This is a genomic window from Pseudomonas sp. R3-18-08 (assembly GCF_003852065.1).
Taxonomy (GTDB): domain Bacteria; phylum Pseudomonadota; class Gammaproteobacteria; order Pseudomonadales; family Pseudomonadaceae; genus Aquipseudomonas.
In genome coordinates this window covers 5,018,410-5,037,809 of the sequence record NZ_CP027729.1, presented here as the reverse complement: position 1 = coordinate 5,037,809, position 19,400 = coordinate 5,018,410, and the positions used below count along the sequence as shown (strand labels likewise).

Annotated in this window: 18 protein-coding genes; 9 read left to right on the top strand and 9 right to left on the bottom strand. The window is 63.0% G+C overall.

Annotated elements, in window-relative coordinates; genetic code table 11:
• Positions 1 to 4: 4 nt before the first annotated feature.
• The gene (gene thiE / locus C4J92_RS23115) at positions 5 to 634 is read right to left on the bottom strand and encodes a thiamine phosphate synthase (protein WP_124364538.1); all 630 of its coding nucleotides are present in this window, start codon (positions 632 to 634) and stop codon (positions 5 to 7) included.
• Positions 635 to 683: 49 nt separating this feature from the next.
• The gene (locus tag C4J92_RS23110; protein ID WP_124405372.1) at positions 684 to 1,481 is read right to left on the bottom strand and encodes a hydroxymethylpyrimidine/phosphomethylpyrimidine kinase; all 798 of its coding nucleotides are present in this window, start codon (positions 1,479 to 1,481) and stop codon (positions 684 to 686) included.
• A gap of 276 nt (positions 1,482 to 1,757) precedes the next feature.
• Between C4J92_RS23110 and C4J92_RS23105 the strand changes: the two genes are divergently transcribed.
• The 4 genes from C4J92_RS23105 to C4J92_RS23090 all read left to right on the top strand — a co-directional run bounded on the left by C4J92_RS23105 (position 1,758) and on the right by C4J92_RS23090 (position 8,245).
• Positions 1,758 to 4,157 carry a 7TM diverse intracellular signaling domain-containing protein gene (locus C4J92_RS23105; RefSeq protein ID WP_124405371.1) on the top strand — a complete coding sequence of 800 codons (2,400 nt, stop codon included), beginning with the start codon at positions 1,758 to 1,760 and terminating at the stop codon, positions 4,155 to 4,157.
• A gap of 68 nt (positions 4,158 to 4,225) precedes the next feature.
• Positions 4,226 to 5,878, top strand: a complete 1,653-nt coding sequence (locus tag C4J92_RS23100) for an acyl-CoA dehydrogenase family protein (protein ID WP_124405370.1) — start codon at positions 4,226 to 4,228, stop codon at positions 5,876 to 5,878.
• A gap of 187 nt (positions 5,879 to 6,065) precedes the next feature.
• The gene (gene amn, locus C4J92_RS23095) at positions 6,066 to 7,538 is read left to right on the top strand and encodes an AMP nucleosidase (protein ID WP_164484569.1); all 1,473 of its coding nucleotides are present in this window, start codon (positions 6,066 to 6,068) and stop codon (positions 7,536 to 7,538) included.
• Positions 7,539 to 7,609: 71 nt separating this feature from the next.
• The gene (locus C4J92_RS23090) at positions 7,610 to 8,245 is read left to right on the top strand and encodes a pseudouridine synthase (protein ID WP_124405369.1); all 636 of its coding nucleotides are present in this window, start codon (positions 7,610 to 7,612) and stop codon (positions 8,243 to 8,245) included.
• Here C4J92_RS23090 and C4J92_RS23085 read toward each other — a convergent pair.
• Complete coding sequence (locus C4J92_RS23085; RefSeq protein ID WP_025999909.1) at positions 8,240 to 8,449, bottom strand: DUF2788 domain-containing protein; 210 nt, start codon at positions 8,447 to 8,449, stop codon at positions 8,240 to 8,242. The two genes, C4J92_RS23090 and C4J92_RS23085, sit on opposite strands and share 6 nt — an antisense overlap.
• Before the next feature lie 198 nt (positions 8,450 to 8,647).
• Entirely contained in the window at positions 8,648 to 9,127 is a 480-nt protein-coding gene (locus C4J92_RS23080) for an Lrp/AsnC family transcriptional regulator (RefSeq protein WP_003194418.1), read from the bottom strand.
• A 417-nt stretch (positions 9,128 to 9,544) separates the two neighbouring features.
• Here C4J92_RS23080 and C4J92_RS23075 point away from each other — a divergent pair, with 417 nt between their 5' ends.
• Positions 9,545 to 10,567: a DUF6515 family protein gene (locus C4J92_RS23075; RefSeq protein WP_124405368.1), complete on the top strand. Its 1,023-nt coding sequence runs from the start codon at positions 9,545 to 9,547 to the stop codon at positions 10,565 to 10,567.
• Here C4J92_RS23075 and C4J92_RS23070 read toward each other — a convergent pair.
• Both C4J92_RS23070 and C4J92_RS23065 read right to left on the bottom strand, forming a co-directional pair.
• The gene (locus C4J92_RS23070) at positions 10,564 to 11,457 is read right to left on the bottom strand and encodes a cation diffusion facilitator family transporter (protein WP_124405367.1); all 894 of its coding nucleotides are present in this window, start codon (positions 11,455 to 11,457) and stop codon (positions 10,564 to 10,566) included. The genes C4J92_RS23075 and C4J92_RS23070 overlap by 4 nt on opposite strands.
• A 10-nt stretch (positions 11,458 to 11,467) precedes the next feature.
• Positions 11,468 to 11,887, bottom strand: a complete 420-nt coding sequence (locus C4J92_RS23065; RefSeq protein ID WP_124368458.1) for a polyribonucleotide nucleotidyltransferase — start codon at positions 11,885 to 11,887, stop codon at positions 11,468 to 11,470.
• A 247-nt stretch (positions 11,888 to 12,134) separates the two neighbouring features.
• On the opposite strand from C4J92_RS23065, the gene hrpB reads away from it, so the two are divergent.
• Positions 12,135 to 14,642 carry an ATP-dependent helicase HrpB gene (hrpB, locus tag C4J92_RS23055; RefSeq protein ID WP_124405366.1) on the top strand — a complete coding sequence of 836 codons (2,508 nt, stop codon included), beginning with the start codon at positions 12,135 to 12,137 and terminating at the stop codon, positions 14,640 to 14,642.
• A 62-nt stretch (positions 14,643 to 14,704) separates the two neighbouring features.
• Here hrpB and C4J92_RS23050 read toward each other — a convergent pair whose 3' ends face one another.
• Positions 14,705 to 15,793: an endonuclease/exonuclease/phosphatase family protein gene (locus tag C4J92_RS23050; RefSeq protein WP_124405365.1), complete on the bottom strand. Its 1,089-nt coding sequence runs from the start codon at positions 15,791 to 15,793 to the stop codon at positions 14,705 to 14,707.
• A gap of 41 nt (positions 15,794 to 15,834) precedes the next feature.
• On the bottom strand, positions 15,835 to 16,494 hold the full coding sequence (locus C4J92_RS23045; protein ID WP_124371951.1) for a YciC family protein: 660 nt from the start codon (positions 16,492 to 16,494) through the stop codon (positions 15,835 to 15,837).
• A 180-nt stretch (positions 16,495 to 16,674) separates the two neighbouring features.
• Here C4J92_RS23045 and C4J92_RS23040 point away from each other — a divergent pair, with 180 nt between their 5' ends.
• The 3 genes from C4J92_RS23040 to C4J92_RS23030 all read left to right on the top strand — a co-directional run bounded on the left by C4J92_RS23040 (position 16,675) and on the right by C4J92_RS23030 (position 18,652).
• Positions 16,675 to 17,403 (top strand): DUF2076 domain-containing protein, encoded by a 729-nt coding sequence (locus C4J92_RS23040; RefSeq protein WP_124405364.1) that lies wholly within the window; start codon positions 16,675 to 16,677, stop codon positions 17,401 to 17,403.
• Positions 17,404 to 17,521: 118 nt separating this feature from the next.
• The gene (locus C4J92_RS23035; RefSeq protein WP_124364522.1) at positions 17,522 to 17,998 is read left to right on the top strand and encodes an NYN domain-containing protein; all 477 of its coding nucleotides are present in this window, start codon (positions 17,522 to 17,524) and stop codon (positions 17,996 to 17,998) included.
• A 42-nt stretch (positions 17,999 to 18,040) separates the two neighbouring features.
• Entirely contained in the window at positions 18,041 to 18,652 is a 612-nt protein-coding gene (locus C4J92_RS23030) for a PolC-type DNA polymerase III (RefSeq protein WP_124364521.1), read from the top strand.
• Between the two features lie 123 nt (positions 18,653 to 18,775).
• Here the strand turns inward: C4J92_RS23030 and C4J92_RS23025 are convergent, their stop codons facing one another.
• The gene (locus C4J92_RS23025; protein WP_124405363.1) at positions 18,776 to 19,084 is read right to left on the bottom strand and encodes a DUF3077 domain-containing protein; all 309 of its coding nucleotides are present in this window, start codon (positions 19,082 to 19,084) and stop codon (positions 18,776 to 18,778) included.
• Between the last annotated feature and the right edge of the window lie 316 nt (positions 19,085 to 19,400).

Genomic DNA, 19,400 nt, shown 5'->3' with positions numbered 1-19,400 from the left:
CTCTCTACACTGAAGATTTAAGAAGATCGTTGAACGCACGGGCGCGGCGCGTGACTTCCTGGGTGCTGTCGGCGCCGAACAGGCCGTGCACCACGGCGAGCAGGTCGGCGCCGTGGGCTACCAGCGGCTCGGCGTTTTCCAGGGTGACGCCGCCGATCACGCAGATCGGCAGGTGCAGGCGTTGGCGCGCCTCGGCCAGCATTTCAAGGCTGGCGGCCGGTGCGCCGGGCTTGGTGGTGGAATTGAAGAAGCGGCCAAAGGCGACATAACTGGCGCCCTCCCGAGCGGCCTGTTCGGCCAGCTCGATCTGGCTGTGGCACGTGGCGCCGATGATCGCCTTGGAGCCGAGCAGTGCCCGCGCCGGGGTCAGCGGGCCGTCGGTCTGGCCCAGGTGCACGCCCACGCCCAGGCGCGCGGCCAGTTCGGCATCATCGTTGATGATCAAATGGGTCTTGTAGCGCGAGCAAAGCTCCCGCAGTTTCTCGGCTTCACGCAGGCGGCGCGCTTCGTCACTGCTTTTGTCGCGGTACTGCAGCAATGTCACGCCGCCGTCCAGCGCCGCTTCGACGTAGGCGAGGAATTTGCCGGCCAACAGTTGGCTGTCGGTAATGGCGTAAAGGCCACGTAGTTTCATCGGGCAAGCCCCTTGCTGTGACGAGCGGTAAGTGGTGATGAAAGGTGAACTACGAGCAGAAATCCAGTGGCAACCGACGCGGTACGAACTGGCCCTGGCCGAGTCGTTCGGCATCGCGCAGGGTGCGCCAGGTGTAGTTGAGCGCCGACTGCACGGCGCTGGCCAGGCCTTCGCCCTGGGCGAGTCGCCCCGTCAGCGCACTGGCCAGCGTGCACCCCGAGCCGTGATAACTGCCGGGTAAACGCTGGCACGTGTAGGTATGGCGGCTGCCATCGCGGCTGTACAGGCGATTGTGCACTTCGTGCTCGTCGCCGTGGCCGCCGGTGATCAGCAGATGCTTGATGTAGGGCAGCAGCTTCTCGGCGCATTCGTCGGCGCTGCCGTCAGGCAATTCGGCCAGGATGCGGGCTTCGGGCAGGTTGGGTGTGGCGATCAGCGCCAGGGGCAGCAGCCGCTCGCGCATCGCATAACCGACTTCATCCTTGCCCAGGCTGCCACCGCCGCCGGCGCGCAGTACCGGGTCGCACACTACCGGCAGGTGCGGGTGCGCCTGCAGCAGTTCGACCACCGTGTCGACCATCGCGGTAGAACCGAGCATGCCCAGCTTGACCGCCGCGACTTCTGAATCGCTGAGCACCGCATTGGCCTGGGCCAGCACCCACTCGCGGTCGAGCACGCGAAAGTCACTGACGTTGACAGTGTTTTGCACGGTCAGCGCGGTGACGGCCGCAGCGGCGTGGCAGCCCTGGGCGAGCAGGGCTTCGATATCGGCCTGCAAGCCGGCGCCACCACTGGGATCATGGCCGGAGAGACAGAGAACAACGGGGCGAGAGCTGTAGATATTCATGGTGCGCGAGCTTACCACCAAACGCTTTTTGCGTGGCCGTCCGGCGATGAGGGAATGTTGCCCTGGGATGAGGCTTCTGTGTGGCTGAAAATTCTCTGCAAATACGCTGAAAGCCTCGTCCTAGGGCCATCTTAAAAATAGTTGCCATGGTGTCCAATGGCCTTTACCGGCTATGCTAAAGTGGATCCAAACAACTTACTGTATCGCCGGTGTACGTCTTCTCAAAAGGAATGGGGGAGCTTTTTGCCATAACCGGACAGGCCACGCTGGGGCTCTATGCGCTATTTGCTGATTTTATTATTGTGCGGGCTGCCGCTGCTGGCCGGCGCCGCCGAGTTCAATCAGAGCACCCGAAGCCTGCCATTGGGCCGGGTCATGCAAGTGCTCGAGGACCCAACCGGCACCCTCACCATCGCTGACGTCAGTTCCCCTGCCTACGCCGCTCAATTCAAACCCCATGACACACCCACCCTCAATGCCGGTTATTCGCACTCGGTGTTCTGGTTGAAGGTCAACCTGCATTACACGGCCGTTGACCCCCGCTCCCCGCGGACCTGGTTTGTGGAGCTGGCTTACCCGCCACTCAATCGCCTCGAGCTGTACCAGAACGACGGCACCGGTACTTATCGGCTCACCACTCGCACCGGCAGCGCGTTACCGTTTTCCAGCCGTGAAGTGCGCCAGGCCAACTACCTGTTCAAGCTCAATTTCCTGCCCGGCCAGCAGCAGACGATCTACCTGCGCCTGCAGAGCCAAGGCTCGGTCCAGGCGCCGTTGACCCTCTGGGCTGGCACGGCCTATATGGAAGAACAGCCGCTGCGCTTGTATGTGCTGGGCGCTATCTACGGCGTGTTGCTGGGTATGCTGGTCTACAACCTGTTCATTTATTTGAGCGTCCGCGACACCAGCTACCTCTATTACATCCTCTACATCGCCTCGTTCGGCCTGTACCAGCTGTCGGTCAATGGCGTGGCCGTGGAGTACTTCTGGCCGAACAACCCGTGGTGGGCGAACGCGGCGGTGCCGTTTCTGATCGGCTCGGCCGCCTTGTTCGGCAGCCTGTTCGCGCGCAGCTTCCTGCACACCGCACAGCACAGCCGCTGGCTCGACCGCGTCCTGCTGGCACTGGCGGCCTGTGGCGGGGTGGTCATGGCGCTGGCGCTGTTGACCAGCTACGCGGTGGCGCTGCGCCTGGCCACCGGCCTGGCCCTGGTGTTTACAGTGACCATCTTCATTGCTGCGATCAAGGCCTGGTATTGCGGCCAGCGCATGGCGCGCTATTTCATCATTGCCTGGTCGGCGTTTTTACTCGGCGGGGTAGTCAACACGTTGATGGTGCTGGGCTACTTGCCCAACGTATTTCTCACGATGTATGCCAGCCAGATCGGCTCGGCCATTGAAGTTGCGCTGCTGTCCCTGGCCCTGGCCGACCGCATCAACGGCATGCGCGAACAGCAGGCGCAGATCCTGTTCGACGCCAGCCAGAAACTCGAAGTGCTCAACCAGCAATTGGCCCGCAGCAATCGGCTCAAGGATGAATTCCTCGCCACCTTGACCCATGAATTACGCACGCCGATGAACGGCGTGATCGGCTCCTTGGAACTGATGCAAACCGTGTCCCTGGACGATGACCTGGCGCAGTACCAGCAAACCGCCGCAGGTTCGGCGCGGGACATGATGCGCATGGTCAACGGCATTCTCACGCTGACCGAGTTGCAGGCTGGCCGCCTGGCTGCCCGCCCGCAGGTGTTCGGCCTGCGCGGCGTGCTGGAAACCGTGCGTCAACAGTTCGCGGCCAGCGCCCAGGCCAAGGGCCTGGCGTTTTCCATTGACGTCGCCGATGCCGTGCCGGACCGCGTGATCGGTGACGCCGACAAACTGATCCAGTGCCTGGATTGCCTGCTGGACAACGCATTCAAATTCACCCACGACGGCGCGGTGCGCATACGCGTGGTGGGCGTCCCCCAGGCGGATGGTGGATTGCGCCTGAGCTTTATCGTGACCGACACCGGTATCGGCTTCGCCTTTCTCGACGAGGCCACGCTGTACCAGCGCTTCTTCCAGCTCGATGGCTCTATGACTCGCGAATACGGCGGCCTGGGCATTGGCCTGGCAATTTGCCGGCAGTTGATCGAGCTGATGGGCGGTCGCCTCACCCATCATTCGGAGCCGCGCAGGGGCAGTCGCTTCCAGCTGGAAATGGACGTCAAGCCGGTGCCGCCCGAGCCCAAGCCCAGCGCACAGTTGCGGCCTGCGCAACGAGCGCCGCAGGATTGCACGGTGTTGTTGGTGGACGACAACAGCGTGGCGCAATTGGCGGTGCGCGGCATGCTGCTCAAGCTGGGTTATCGGGTCAAGGCCGTGGATGGCGGCCCAGCGGCATTGGCGGCGTTGCAGGAGCACAGGTTCGACGCGGTGGTGCTGGATGTGCCTGAGGGCGGCTTCTCATTGTGCTGTCAGATCCGTGCCTTGCCGGGCGGCGGTGAGTTACCGGTGATCGGCCTGAGCAGCGCGCTCAATGTCGCGGACCGTGAGCGCTGCCATGGCATCGGCATGAGCGATCACTTGGCCAAGCCAGTACGTTTCGAGGCTTTGCAGGCGACGCTGGAGCGGCTCGTGCTGTGTCCACCAGAGGGCGAAAGCGCCGAACATTCGGCGCGTATGCCACTTTTTTAAGGCCTGGGTCGGTGCTTAACTGAAATCAAGGCCTCGATGTCACGTGGCCTGTTTCCAAGAGGCCCGTCATGAACCTGCACCGGTTTGCCGAAACCCACGACGTCACCAACCAGCCACCGTCTTTGGACGGTACCAACCTGTACCGCATCGACCTGCCCCTGCAAGAGTGGGCGCGTCGCTTTGGCGCCGGCTGGGCCGAGTCGCGCATCGATGCCTATGGTGCCCTGGCCGGCGGGCCGTTGATGGAGGCCGGGTTCCTGGCCAACCAGCACAAGCCGGTGTTCAGCAGCCATGACCGTTATGGTCATCGAATTGACTTGGTGGAGTTTCACCCCGCCTACCACGAACTGATGCGCACCGCCGTCGAGCACGGCCTGCCGTCGCTGCCGTGGGCCCATCCGCAATCCGGCGCTCACGTCGCGCGCGCGGCGATGACTTACCTGCACAGCCAGGCCGAAGCGGGCACCGGTTGCCCGCTGACCATGACCTTCGCCTGCGTCCCGGCCCTGCGCTTGCAACCGGAGCTGGCGGACCTCTGGCTGCCGAAGATCCTCAGTACCCAATACGACCCGCGCAACGTCGGCATCGCCCACAAGGCCGGTGCGACAATCGGCATGGCCATGACCGAAAAACAGGGTGGCACCGACGTGCGCGCCAACACCACCCGCGCCTACGCGGTGGGCGCGGGTGGGCCGGGCCAGGCCTACGAACTGGTCGGGCACAAATGGTTCTGCTCCGCGCCGATGTGCGACGCCTTCCTCACCTTGGCCCAGACTGACAAGGGCCTGACCTGTTTCCTGCTGCCCCGGCATCGCCCGGATGACACGCGCAACGAGTTCTACATCCAGCGGTTGAAGAACAAACTCGGCAACTGCTCCAACGCCTCCAGCGAGGTGGAGTTCCGTGGCGCCCTGGCGTGGATGATCGGTGAAGAGGGGCGCGGCGTGCCGACCATCATCGAGATGGTCGCCATGACCCGCTTCGATTGCATGGTCGGTTCCAGCGCGCTGATGCGCCAGGCCTTGACCCAGGCAAGCCATCACTGCGCCCATCGCGCGGTCGGCGGCCGCGTGCTGAGCGAACAACCGCTGATGCAGAACGTGCTCGCCGACCTGGCCCTGGAAAGCGAAGCGGCCTTGGCCTTGAGCCTGCGCATGGGGCGGGCGCTGGATCACCTGGCGGATGAACAAGAAGCCAAATTCGCCCGGCTGGTGACGGCGGTGGGCAAGTATTGGATCTGCAAACGGGCGCCGGCCATGATCAACGAAGCCGCCGAATGCATGGGCGGCGCCGGGTATGTCGAGGACAGCATCCTGCCGCGTCTGTACCGTGAGGCGCCGGTGAATTCAACTTGGGAAGGTTCCGGCAACGTGCAATGCCTGGACGTGCTGCGGGCATTGTCCAAGGAGCCGGGTGTGCTGGAGGCGTTGTTTGTCGAACTGGGCGATGGGCATGGCGACCCCCGGCTGGCGCGGCATATCGAGGGGTTGAAGTCAGCGTTCATGGACACTCAGGATATCCAGTACCGCGCACGTCAGCTCACCGAGGATATCGCCCTGGCGTTGCAGGCCAAGTTGTTGCTGGAGGCGGGGAATGGGGCGGTCAGCGATGGGTTTGTGGCCAGTCGGTTGGGTGAGTCGTCGGGGCGGGTCTACGGCGCCTTGCCGCGCGGGGTGGATGTGGAAACCATCGTCGCCCGCTCAACACCGCAGTCTCTCTGACACTACACGGTCAAAATGTGGGAGGGGGCTTGCCCCCGATAGCGGTGTGTCAGCCAATACATCTGGTGGCTGATACTCCGCTATCGGGGGCAAGCCCCCTCCCACATTATTAACAGCATTCCAATCCGACTGTTTCAGTGGAGCCTGGATACAGGCAAGATAAAGGCCTGCAAGTCCAGAACACAGGATGCTTACCGTGACCGAAGCTTTTGTTGTCGTTCAAACCGCTGAAGAGGCCGTGGATCGGCTGGCGGCCCTGCATGAGCGTGCGACTGGCGCGCTCAATCAAGCCCTCAAGCAATACCTCAAGGACCGCGTCGAACCCGACGCCGCACAACGTGCGCTGTTTCGCTATCCGGAACTGCGCCTGACTTACCACTGCCACGGCGAAGTCCCACAGACCACCCGGGCGTATGCCAAGGTGCAGTTGCCGGGTACCTACAGCGTAACCGTCACCCATCCGGCGGCCTTCCGTAAGTACCTGCTGGAGCAACTGGTGCCGCTGATGCACGACTTCACCGTTACGGTGGAAGTGGGCGTCAGCCAGCAGAACATTCCGTACCCGTACGTGGTGGAGCAGGGCGACGAGCTGGCCGGTTCCGGCGTGACCGCCGCGACCCTGGCCCGCGTGTTTCCCAGCACCGACTTGTCGGCCGCCACCGATGGCATCGCCGACGGCCTCTATGACTGGGAAAACACCGACCCGCTGCCCCTGGCCCTGTTCGACGCGGCCCGTGTGGACTTTTCCCTGCGCCGCCTGGTGCACTACACCGGCAGCGACTGGCGCCATGTGCAGCCGTGGATTCTGCTGACCAACTACCATCGCTACGTTGACCAGTTCATCGTGCATGGCCTGGAGCAACTGCGCAGCGACCCGCGTTTTATCCGCATGGTGCTGCCGGGCAACGTGGTGATCGACAAGAGCATGGACCACGGCGAAGCGTCGGCGATTGCCGCAGGCGTGGTCTGGCACCGCTACCAGATGCCGGCCTATCACCTGCAGGCCACTGACGGCCACGGCGTGACCCTGGTGAATATCGGCGTGGGCCCCTCCAACGCCAAGAACATTACCGACCACCTGGCCGTGCTGCGCCCGCATTGCTGGCTGATGATCGGGCACTGCGGCGGCCTGCGCCAATCCCAGACCATCGGCGACTATGTATTGGCCCACGCCTATATGCGTCGCGATGGGATTCTCGACCGTGTGGTCCCGCCGAACATCCCGATCCCGGCCCTGGCCGAGGTGCAGCTGGCGCTTCAGCAAGCCGCGGCCAACGTCACCGGCGAAAAAGGCGAAGAGCTGAAAAAACGCCTGCGCACCGGCACCGTGTTGACCTACGACGACCGCAACTGGGAGCTGCGCTGGGCCCAGGAGCGGCCGCTGATCAACCTGTCCCGCGCCGTGGCGGTGGACATGGAAAGCGGCACCATCGCCGCCCAGGGTTACCGCCTGCGCGTGCCGTACGGCACGCTGTTGTGTGTGTCGGACAAACCGCTGCACAGTGAGATCAAGTTGCCGGGTTCGGCCAACGCGTTCTATGAGCGGGCCGTAAGCCAGCACTTGAAGATCGGCATCGAAGCGGTCGACCTGCTGCGCACCGAACTCAATGCGCTGCACTCGCGCAAACTGCGCAGCTTCGACGAGCCGCCGTTCCGCTAAGCGGTGGGGATGGTCATTTAGCGGTCAGGCCACTAGCATTGTCGGTCCTGACCGTTAGATGTTCCTTCGCCATGTCCCGTCCTACCCGTCCCGATTCGCGCCGCCCTGGTGTGAAACCCCCGCATGCGGGCCCGCGCCGTGTCGCCAAGGCACCGCCGGCCGAGCCGAAGCTGATCCTGTTCAACAAGCCGTTCGATGTCCTGACCCAGTTCAGTGACGAAGGCGGGCGCGCGACCCTCAAGGACTTTATCGATATTCCCGGCATCTACCCGGCAGGCCGCCTGGACCGTGACAGCGAAGGCCTGTTGCTGCTGACTAACGACGGCCAGCTACAAGCGCGTATTGCCGACCCCCGGCACAAGCTGGCGAAAACCTACTGGGTGCAGGTCGAAGGCGAACCCACCGAAGCACAGCTGCAATGCCTGCGCGACGGTGTGGAGCTTAACGATGGCATGACCCTGCCCGCTGAGGCCCGCCGGTTGGAGGAGCCTGATTTATGGCCACGCAACCCGCCCGTGCGCTTTCGCAAAAGCGTACCCACCCATTGGCTGGAGCTGGTGATTCGTGAAGGGCGTAACCGCCAGGTACGGCGCATGACCGCCGCGGTGGGCTTGCCAACGTTGCGCCTGGTGCGTGTGCGCATTGGCGACTGGTCTATCGAAGGCCTCGATCAGGGCCAGTGGAAGGCGGTACCGCCACGTTTATAAGGCACCGGACTCGATCAGGCCGATCACTACGCTCTTGATGATGAACGCGGCCACGCCCAGGCCCAGCACGAAAAACAGAATGAACGAGCCAAAGCGCCCGGCCTTGGATTTTTTCGCCAGGTCCCAGACGATAAAGCCCATGAAGATAATCAGGATCGTGACCAGACCGGTCATCATCCATTCTTCGAACAGGGCGGGGTCGATGTTGTTCATGGGATCTTCCGACGAGGGCAGGCGGCAAGTATAAGGCAGTGCTACAGACGCAACATTGACCTGGATCGAAGTGCAATCCAACTGTGGGAGGGGGCTTGCTCCCGATAGCAGAGTGTCAGTCAGTATATTTATCAACTGATCCACCGCTATCGGGAGCAAGCCCCCTCCCACATTTGGATCTCAGTATTCTCAGGTGCGCAGGTGAGTCAGGGGCAGTTCGGTGCTATTGAGCACCTGGTTCAGCACAAAGCTCGAGCGCACACTGGTCACGCCTTCAATCCGGGTCAGATGCCCCAGCAGCAGTTTCTGGTAGTGGTCCATATCCGGCACCACCACTTTCAGCTGATAGTCGGCGTCCATCCCGGTCACCAGGCTGCATTCCAGCACCTGGGGCAAGGTGCGGATGGCCGCTTCGAAATTTTCGAAACGTTCCGGGGTATGCCGGTCCATGCCGATCAACACGTAGGCGGTCAGGCTCAGGCCGAGCATCTTGCGGTCGAGCAATGCGACCTGACGGGCGATGTAGCCGTCGTCTTCCAATTGCTTGACCCGGCGCGAGCAGGGCGAAGGCGACAGGCCGATGCGCTCGGCCAACTCCTGGTTGGAGATCCGTGCGTCACGCTGCAATTCCGCCAAAATACTCAGGTCGTATCGATCAAGCTTGCTCATTGGGTTGGCCTTTGTCGTAACTATTGCGGTGAATTATCCATGAAGGGTTAAAAATTGCGCAAGCACTGTTTATTGACGCAATCTTCGCAATCATCCATCAGGCGCGGGCCTGTATCTTTATCAACAGAATCACCGCCTGGACAACAGTCCACTCACAGCGAGCCCAATCAGGCCCGTTGCGGCCGCCACCCGAGCAGGGTTGAGCCGGCCTCCAGGCTGCACATTGTCCACAAGACGGCGTGAGGTGAGCCAACGTCAAAAGCGTTGAGCCAGGACGAAATTCTCAAGGGGTGGCCGACGGGTCACCCCTTTTCTTTGCGTTCAAGAAAATAGTTCTCGTGACTGATAACCTGTCTCAGAACCGGCCGAGGCTTTTCCAGTCTCATGATCGAGCCCTAACCCGCAGTGAGGAAAAGCATGAAGCGCATCTGGCGTATGGCAGGTGTTGGTTTGCTGGTGGCCAGCGTTGGCGCCCAGGCGGTGGCCGACGAACGCGATAACTCACCGGGCCAGGGGCAGCGCCCACAGGGCGGCGGCGGTCAGCATGAGCGCGGGCCGGAAGGCGGCGGGCGCCCGGAGAACAACCCGCCACGCCCGCAGAATCCGCATATTGATCGCGGCGGCCAGAATGGCGGCGGTCAATGGCAGGGGCGCCCGCAGGCGAATGAACAGGGGCGGCCGCAACCGCAGCCGCAGCCACAGCCGTCGAACAACCTGCCAATCCAGGGGCGTCCCGATACCGTGCGCCAGACCCAGGAGCCGCGCCAGGGCTATTACCGCGATATCCCACGGCGTAACGACGACAACCGACATTGGGAGGCGGGCGGTCCAGGTTCGCGGCCTGGTGACCATGGCCGTCCCGGCGACAATCGCTGGCCGGGGCGTCCCGATGGGCACGGCAACGGTTGGGGGGCGGGCCCGCAATATCGTCCAGGCTATATCGTCGACCGGTTCCCCGACCGCAATTACCGCGTGCCCTACCGTGGCCAGGACTACTTCTACTCCGGCGGCTACTGGTATCGCCCGCAAGGCCCGCGCTATGTGGTGGTGAGGCCACCGTATGGCATCCGGGTGCAGTATCTGCCGGACTACGCGCGTGAAGTGTGGGTGGGCGGTTCGCTATTGTTCCTGGCGGCGGGCGCCTACTACTCCTACGAACAGAACACCCAGCAATACGTGGTTGTGGAACCGCCGGCGCAGGTGCCGGCGCCTCAGCCAGCGCCGCAAGGCAATGGCTATAACGTGGTGGCCTACCCGGCCAACGGGCAATCCCCGGCTCAGGTGCAGCAGGACGGTTACGATTGTTATCGCTGGGCTGCGCAGCAAAGCGGCTTTGACCCGCAGACCGCCACCTACGCCCCTGACCCGGCGGTGGTGCAAACCTACCGGCAGGCCCAGGGCAACTGCCTGAGCAGTCGCGGCTATCAGGTCCAGTATTAAGCGCTGGCGCCGGTGACCACTTCCTGCGGGTCGGCGTGCACCAGCACCTCGGCCTTTGGGTAGGCCTGATGAATGGCATCGGCGGCTTGGTCGCTGATGCCGTGGGCCACCGACAGCGTCAGTTCTCCCGGCAATTCAAGATGCAACTGCACGAACCAGTGGTTGCCGGAAACCCGCGTGCGCAAGTCATGGGCGCCCAGCACGCCCGGTACGCTACGGGCCAGGTCGAGCATGTGCTGGCTGATATCCGCCGGCAGTTCTTCGTCCATCAATACGGCAAAGCTTTCCCGGGCGATCTGGATGGCGCTCCACAATATGTAGGCGGCGATACCCAGGCCGAACCAGGCGTCCACCTGATGGAAGCCAAACCCCGCGAGCACCAGCGCCACCAGGATGCTGCCGTTGAGCATCAGGTCGGAGCGGTAATGCAACGAATCGGCGCGCACCGCGTTGGAGCCGGTTTCGCGGATCACCCGGTGTTGCAGCATCAACAACGCCACGGTCAGCGCCAGTGAAAACACGATTACGCCGATGCTCAACCAGGGCGCGCCTACAGGCTCCGGGTGCTGCAAGCGTTGGTAGGCCTGGAAGGCGATCAACACCGCACTGCCGCCGATAAACAGCGCCTGGGCCATGCCCGACAGCGACTCCGCCTTGCCGTGACCGTAACGGTGATCGTCATCGGCGGGGCGCAGGGCGTAGTGCACCGCCAGCAGATTGAGCAGCGAGGTCACGCCGTCGAGCAGCGAGTCGGTCAACCCGGCGAGCATGGCCACCGAGCCACTGAACCACCAGGCGATGGCCTTGGTGATGATCAACGCACTGGCCACGCCCACCGAGGCGCGGGTAGCCAGGCGCAGGAGCCTGGCGTGTTCGGGACTGCTGGTCATGGCGCTGTCCTTATGCCGCAGGCTGCAGGCCCAGGGACGCCAGTTGTTGCACGCTGCCCTTGAATTGGATCAGGCGTGGATCGTCCAGCGGCAGGGTGTGCCCGGTTTCCTTCTGGATGATGCCTTGCAGCTTGGCGTTGTCGACCGTGCCGTCGGCGCCGATGGCTTCGTGCAGTTTTTCCGGCGCGACCTGGGCGGTCTTGCCCGGTTCGAAGTAGATCGCCCCCGTGGCGAAGTCGACGCCGAACGCGATCAGGCCGGGGATCACATAGAACAGCAAGCCAACCGCATCGAGCACGGCAATCGCCGGGTCTATCTTGCCGTCGATCTGGCCACGGCGATCCGGGTAGAAAATCGAACCGCAGGCGGTGAGTTGGCTCAGCAGGGTGACGGCCAAGACGCCGCCAATGACACGGGAAGCGATACGCATGAAAAAGTCTCCTGAACACAATTGATAAATGACTATATCGCACTGCCTGATCGTTCCCACGCTCTGCGTGGGAATGCATGCCGTGACGCTTTGCGTCAACTTGCGCAGGTATTGGAACGCGGAGCGTTCCGGGCGGTATTCCCACGCAGAGCGTGGGAACGATCTCAGTATGGGAACGATGTTATTCAGACCCGCGCAAGCATCCGGCAGTTCGCCGTTATACTCGCCGCTCTGCTTTGGAGCCAGTATGAATTCGTTGCCGATTGATGATGTTTTACCCGCCCTGCGTGACGCCTTGGCGATTCGCCATGAAGCCGTGCTGGAAGCGCCCCCCGGCGCCGGTAAAACCACCCGCGTGCCCCTGGCCTTGTTGAATGAGCCGTGGCTCGCCGGGCAAACCATCCTGATGCTCGAACCCCGGCGCCTCGCCGCGCGGGCCGCTGCCGAGCGCCTGGCCAGCGAGTTGGGCGAGAAGGTCGGTGAAACGGTCGGCTACCGCATTCGCCTCGACAGCAAGGTCGGCCCCACTACCCGCATAGAAGTGGTCACCGAAGGCATCCTCACCCGGCGCCTGCAGGACGACCCGGCGCTGGACGGCGTGGGCCTGCTGATCTTTGACGAATTCCACGAGCGCAGTCTCGACGCCGACCTGGCGCTGGCCCTGAGCCTCAACGGCCGCGAGCTGTTTCGCGACGACCAACCGCTGAAAATCCTGCTGATGTCCGCCACCCTTGAAGGCGAGCGCCTGGCCCAGCTGCTGGATAATGCGCCGATCCTGCGCAGCGAAGGGCGCATGTTCCCGGTGCAAATGCGCTGGGGGCGGCCGTATCAGGCGGGGGAATTTATCGAGCCGCGCGTGGTGCAGACAATCCTTGAAGCCCTGCATGACGAGACCGGCAGCGTGCTGGTGTTTCTGCCGGGGCAGGCGGAGATTCGCCGGGTCAACCAGCAACTGGCCGAGGCCTTGGGTGATCGCCCTGATGTGCTGTTATGCCCGTTGCACGGTGAGCTGGACCTCAACGCCCAACGCGCTGCCATCGACCCCGCACCCGCCGGTCAACGCAAAGTGGTACTGGCCACCAACATTGCCGAGACCAGCCTGACCATCAACGGCGTGCGCGTGGTGATCGACGCCGGGCTGGCGCGGGTGCCGCGCTTCGACCCCGGCAGCGGCATGACGCGCCTCGATACCCAGCGCATCTCCCGCGCCAGCGCCACCCAGCGTGCCGGCCGGGCAGGGCGGTTGGAACCGGGGGTGTGTTATCGCTTGTGGTCCGAGGACCAGCATGAAGGGCTGGCCGCCTATGGCAGCGCGGAAATTCTCGCCGCCGACCTCGCCGGCCTGGCCTTGCAACTGGCGCGCTGGGGCGTCACGCCCGCGCACTTGGTGTGGCTGGACCGGCCACCGACCGCCGCCTACGCCCAGGCCCAGGATTTACTCGTGCGCCTCGGCGCCTTGAATGACGACACACTCACCGCCCATGGCCAGAAAATGGCCGAGTTGCCGGCCCATCCGCGTATCGCCCACTTGCTGCTGCGCGGACAGGACCTGGGCCTCGCCGCGATGGCCTGTGATGTCGCCGCGTTGTTGGGTGAGCGCGATATCCTGCGCGGCGCCGGTGCCGACTTGCACAGCCGCCTGGCGCTGTTGTCCGGCGAAGAGCGCGCCCGTGGTACCCAGGGTGGTGTGCAACGGGCCAAGCAGTTGGCCCGCCAATATCGCGGCTATTTAAGAGGCAAGGCCACCCAACCGGTGGCCGATCCCGATCATCCGCGTTGGCTTGGCGCCTTGCTGGCGTTGGCTTACCCGGACTGCGTCGCCCAACAGCGTCGCCCCGGTGGCGCCGAATACCGTTTGACCAATGGACGCGCCGCTCTGTTTGCCGAAGCCGACAGTTTGATGAAACACGCCTGGCTGGTGATCGCCGACCTGGGCAGCCGCCAGGGCCAGCGTGAAGAACGCATCTACCTGGCGGCGGCCTTCGACCCGGCGCTGTTCGACACGGTGCTGGCCGAGCAAGTGCGCAACGTCGACCAGCTCGAATGGGACGAACGTGAAGGCGTCTTGCGTGCCGAGCGCCAGCGCAAGGTCGGTGAGCTGGTCCTCAGTCGTGAAGCGCTCACCGGCCTCGACGAGGCTACACGCAGCCAGGCCTTGGTTGATCTGGTCCGGCGCAAGGGCCTGGAGCTGTTGCCCTGGACACCGGAGCTGCGCCAATGGCAGGCACGCGTCCTGCTGCTGCGCCAGCTCGATGCCGGCAAAACCAGCGAATGGCCCGACGTCAGCGACAGCGCTTTGCTCGCGGGCCTGGAACACTGGCTGATGCCCTACCTGGGCAAAGTCTCGCGCTTGAGCCATTTCGCCCACCTGGATATTTCCAGCTACCTGCACAACCTGCTGCCCTGGCCACTGCCCCAGCGCCTCGACGAACTGGCGCCGCAGCATGTGAAAGTGCCGTCTGGCTCATCGGTGCGCCTGGACTACAGCGAACACCCGCCGATCCTCGCGGTGCGCCTGCAGGAGCTGTTCGGGCTGGCGGATACGCCACGGATTGCCGGCGGGCGCCAGGTGGTGAAGTTGCACCTGTTGTCGCCTGCGCGGCGGCCGGTGCAAGTGACGCAGGACCTGGCGAACTTCTGGCGCAGTACCTATGCCGAGGTGAAAAAGGATTTGAAGGGGCGATACCCCAAGCATTACTGGCCGGATGATCCGCTGGTGGCCGAAGCGACGGCGCGGATCAAACCCCGAAAGTAGCAACGATGAGAATCCCATGTGGGAGGGAGCAAGCCCCCTCCCACAGGGTTTTAGAGTGTTGGTTATTGCGCGGCAGGCAGCAGAAACCGGCCGATCACCGGTAAATGGTTGGAAATACGCAACGTATCTTCCTGCCTTACCTTGGCCGCCACCCGCTTGATCCGCGAGCTGTAGAACAGGTAATCCAACGTACGATCCGGCCCGTCGAGGCTTGGGTCGTTGGGGAAGTGCGTCAGCCATTTCTCTCGGTCGATCCCGCTGGATTCACTGTTGCTCGGGATCATCGGGTATTTGTCCCACAGCAGATGCAGCTCACTGTCCGGCGAGTACTGGCCGCGTTTTTGCGCATCCAGGCGCAGGAACTGGCCCAGCGGCAGCGTATTGAAATCCCCGCCAATCACCCAGGGCGTGCCACGGCCTTCCAGTTTGTCCAGCAGCTTTACGGTCGCCTGTACTTGCTCCTGCACGGCACTGCGTCCAGGCATGCCGCCGTCCAGCCGCGTGTTGAGCACCGCCAGTTGGCCGCCGTCGCTCAGGGGCAGGTAAGTCAACAGCAGGGCAGGCTTGGGCTGGAACTGGCGGCTGATGAAGTTGGCCTGCGGGGTCGGCAATTGCAGGCGCTCGGCGTGTTCGATCTGGTAGCGGCTCAGGGTCGCCAATTTGCGGCCGACGCTGCCGAAGATATGCAGGTTGGGCACAAAGTCAGCTTTCCAGTCGAAGGCCTGGGCGCTGCAGGGGTAGAGGTCGACCAGACGCTCCTGCAACAGGGCCAGCTGGTCCTGATAATGGGAGGGCTTGGCGCCTTCGTCGATTTCCTGCAACAGCAGGATGTCGGGCTGTTCGTCGCGGATCACCCGTGCCACTTCGTCAAGGCTGAAAGCCATGTCTTCAACCGTGGGGCGCTCGTCCGGGCCGCTGCCGTCGGCGGTGTCGTACCAGAACACGTAGTTCTTGCCGGCCAGGTATTGCACGTTCCAGGTCATCACCTTGAGTGCCTGCCCCGGCAGCAGGGTCGGCGCACGCGGCGCGACGCAGCTGACGGGCAGGGTTTCCTTGGCGACGGGGCGCCAGGTCAGGCTGTAGACCAAGGCCGTCAGCAGGCCCGCAATCAGCAGCAGGCTCAACAGGGTGATGCGCAATAAACGGGTCATCGGCTCGGCTTATGTGCGTTTCAGGATGGGCACGGAGCATATCACCGCACGTCGGCGTCGCCACCGATCAACATGAATAAACGGAACAGCACCACACTGGTGAACAGTTGCAGGAAACTGTGGGCGCTGTCCATCAACAGCCCCAGCAATGGCGCGGGTTCGGGATAGGCCGCCACGCTCGCGCCCTTGAGCAGCCACAGCGGGGTCATCACGCACAGCAGGCACACCAGGATTCGCCAGAAGTGCCCACGCGTCAGGCGCAGGCTTTCCTTCATCGCTTCAAGCGCCGACATGCCGCGCAAAACCAGCAGGTACTCGGCAAACGCCAGCACCACCATCAGCCACAGGCCCGGCAGTAAATACAGCGACAGCCCGAGCAGAATCAGCAGCGTGCTCATGGCCGTCAGCAGGGCGAAGCGCGGCCACATCGCCAGCGCCATGGCCCACACGTCCTTGGTGCGTGGCGACTCGCCACGGGTGCGCGCGTCGAGAAACAGGATCAGCGCGCCGGTGTACAGCGGGTACACCAGCAGTCCCACTACCACGCTGTAACCACTGAAGGCATCCGGGCCCAGCGTGTGGTCGAGCACTTGTTGCAGCAGGGCTTCGAGGATTACCAGCGGCAGGCACAGCTGGACGATGGCGCCCAGGTTGCGTTGGGTGAAGCGGAAGGAGTCGCGCAGCACGTCTAACGGATTCATCAGAGTCATCACAGGCCGAAAAAGCAGGGGCACACTTTAACCGATAGCGGGCCTGGGCAAGCAAACGTAAACCTTGCGTAAAGACCATTGAAACAATTGGTAACAGCCCCATAACTAGGGCGTACCTTGCCTGACGCCAGGCGGGACCCTGATTTTTACCGGCAATCTAACGAGGTCGCCATGAACAGCGAAGAACAAACCCTGATCGACGGACTGTTTTCACGGTTGCAGCAAGCCGAAACGGACTCAGCCCCCCGCGACGCCCAGGCCGAAGCGCGGATCAAGGAACACATGACTCGCCAACCGGCCGCCGGCTACTACATGACCCAGTCGCTGCTGGTGCAGGAACACGCGCTGCAGAGCCTCGATGCGCAAAACAAGCAGCAGGCCCAGCAGATCCAGCAATTGCAGGAAGAGCTGCAGCGCGCCAAGTCCGCGCCAGCGGCCCCGGCGAGCGGCGGCGGGTTTCTCTCGAGCATCTTTGGCGGCGGTTCGCGGGATGCGCAGCCTGCGCCGAGCAACGCGGGCGGCGGTTGGCGTGAACCGGCGCGGCCAGCCTTCAACCAGCCGGCCCCGCAACAGAATTATCAACAGCCGCAACCACCGGCCGCCGCCGCGCCTGCGGGCAGCGGGTTTCTGGGTGGCGCGATGAAAACCGCCGCCGGCGTGGCCGGTGGTGTGTTGCTCGCCGAAGGCATCAGCAGCCTGTTCCACCACAACCAGCAGCCGCAGGTGGTGGAAGAGATCATCGAACAACCGGCGCCCGCCAGTGACCAGGATGGTTGGGGCAACGATGATCAGAAATTCGCAGGCAATGACAGCTGGGGCAGCAACAACGCGGACAGCTTCGCCGACAGCGATTATTCCGACGATTCCTCTGCTTTTGGCGATGACGATTCCTTCGTCTGACACGCCCGGCCGGAGCGCTACGGCGCTCCGGTCTGATTTTTTCCCGGAAACCTTCCCTTGGCTGGCATAATGGCACCCTTTCCGGGCGCTGGCGCCTGGCTGTCATTGAGGAAGTGCGGTGAAGAAAATTGCAGTGTTCGCCGATGTGCAAAACCTCTATTACACCGTTCGCCAGGCCTATGGCTGCCACTTCAACTACGCGGCGCTGTGGGCGGATATCAGTGCCCATGGGCAGATCGTGGAGGCGTACGCCTACGCCATCGACCGTGGCGACAGCAAACAGCAGCAGTTCCAGCAGATCCTGCGCAACCTCGGTTTTACTGTGAAGCTCAAGCCTTACATCCAGCGCAGTGACGGCTCGGCCAAGGGCGACTGGGACGTCGGTATCACCATCGACATCATGGACGCCGCCGCGAACGTCGACGAAGTGGTGTTGGCCTCCGGCGATGGCGATTTCGACATGCTGCTCGACCGCATCATCCACAAGCATGGCGTGCAGGCCGTGGCCTACGGCGTGCCGGGGCTGACGGCCAACTCACTGATACGCGCCGCCAGCCGCTACGTGCCGATCGAAGGCGCGTTGCTGCTTAAATAAGCGCTGTGGCTCACTCAATTGTCAGACGGAGTTGGAACAGGTTTGGAACGTATAGCGGTCATCGACTTTGAAACCACCGGCATCACCCCGAGCAGCCACTGCCGGGCCACGGAAATTGGCGTGGTCATCCTTGAGCGCGGGCAAATCGTCGACCGCTACCAGAGCCTGATGAATGCCGGCGTACGCGTGCCGGGCTTTATCGAACAACTCACCGGCATCAGCAACGCCATGCTGCGCAGCGCGCCGCCGGCCGAGCGGGTGATGAACGAGGTCAACGAATTCGTCGGCACCACGCCGTTGATGGCGCACAACGCCGCGTTCGACCAAAAGTTCTGGGACTTTGAGCTGAGCCTGATCCGCCGCACCCGCCTGCAGAAATTCGCCTGTTCTTTATTGCTGGCTCGTCGGTTGATGCCTTCGGCGCCAAACCATAAGCTCGGCACCCTCAACACCTACGCCCAACTGCCCCACACCGGCAAGGCTCACCGGGCGCTGGCGGACGCGGAAATGGCCGCCAACCTCACCGCGCACCTGGCCCAGGAACTGCGCCAGACCCATGGCCTGCGTGAGCTGTCCCACGATTTGCTGTGCACCTTGCAGAAAGTCCCGGCGGCGAAGATCAATGAGCACCTGAAGAAACATCGCGGGTTCTGAAAACCCCGCAATTCCAAATGTGGGAGGGGGCTTGCTCCCGATAGCTGAGTGTCAGTCGCCAGATGTACTGGCTGACCCACTGCCATCGGGAGCAAGCCCCCTCCCACATTAGTTATGTGTTGTTCATCGAGGCTGTGTGCACGCCAACGCTTGGTCCACCACCCCCTTCGCCATCTCCACCAAATGCATCACCGCCCGGTGCGGCGCCTTCATCACCTCTCCCGAGGCATGTGCCGTCTCCACCGCGCAATGCAACAGATCCGCCGCATGCGCCAGGGCCTCTTCGAAGCTCAGGTTGTCATTCAGGATAAAAGTGGGCGCATCCGGGGCGGACGCTTTGAGGTAGTAGTCGATGGCGCGACGGTGGAGCAGGGCGTCTTCGCTGAGGAAGTCGGGTTTGGACTTGGGTGGATCGGGGGTGACTTTGACCATGGTGAAACTCCTCTTGTTAAGCAGGAGCTGCGTCTATTCGCTTGCACGCAAATAGGGTGGCAGCGGTACGCGAGTGTGCAAGACCGGGACAAAAGGCAAACCCAGCAGATCCGAAGATCTCCCGCGCACAGCTGCCATAACAAATCCGCGCCATGTCGCAATAACTGGGCGTTGATCGTGTGAGGCATCTGAAAAGCTTTTGTTTAGTCGGACTTGCACGTCCGGTCACCGAACATTCGATGACAGGGCGAGACTAGCTACCGAATCCGACGGAAACAAGGCCGTGGGATTCTCTCGGAAACGTCCCGCAAATGAA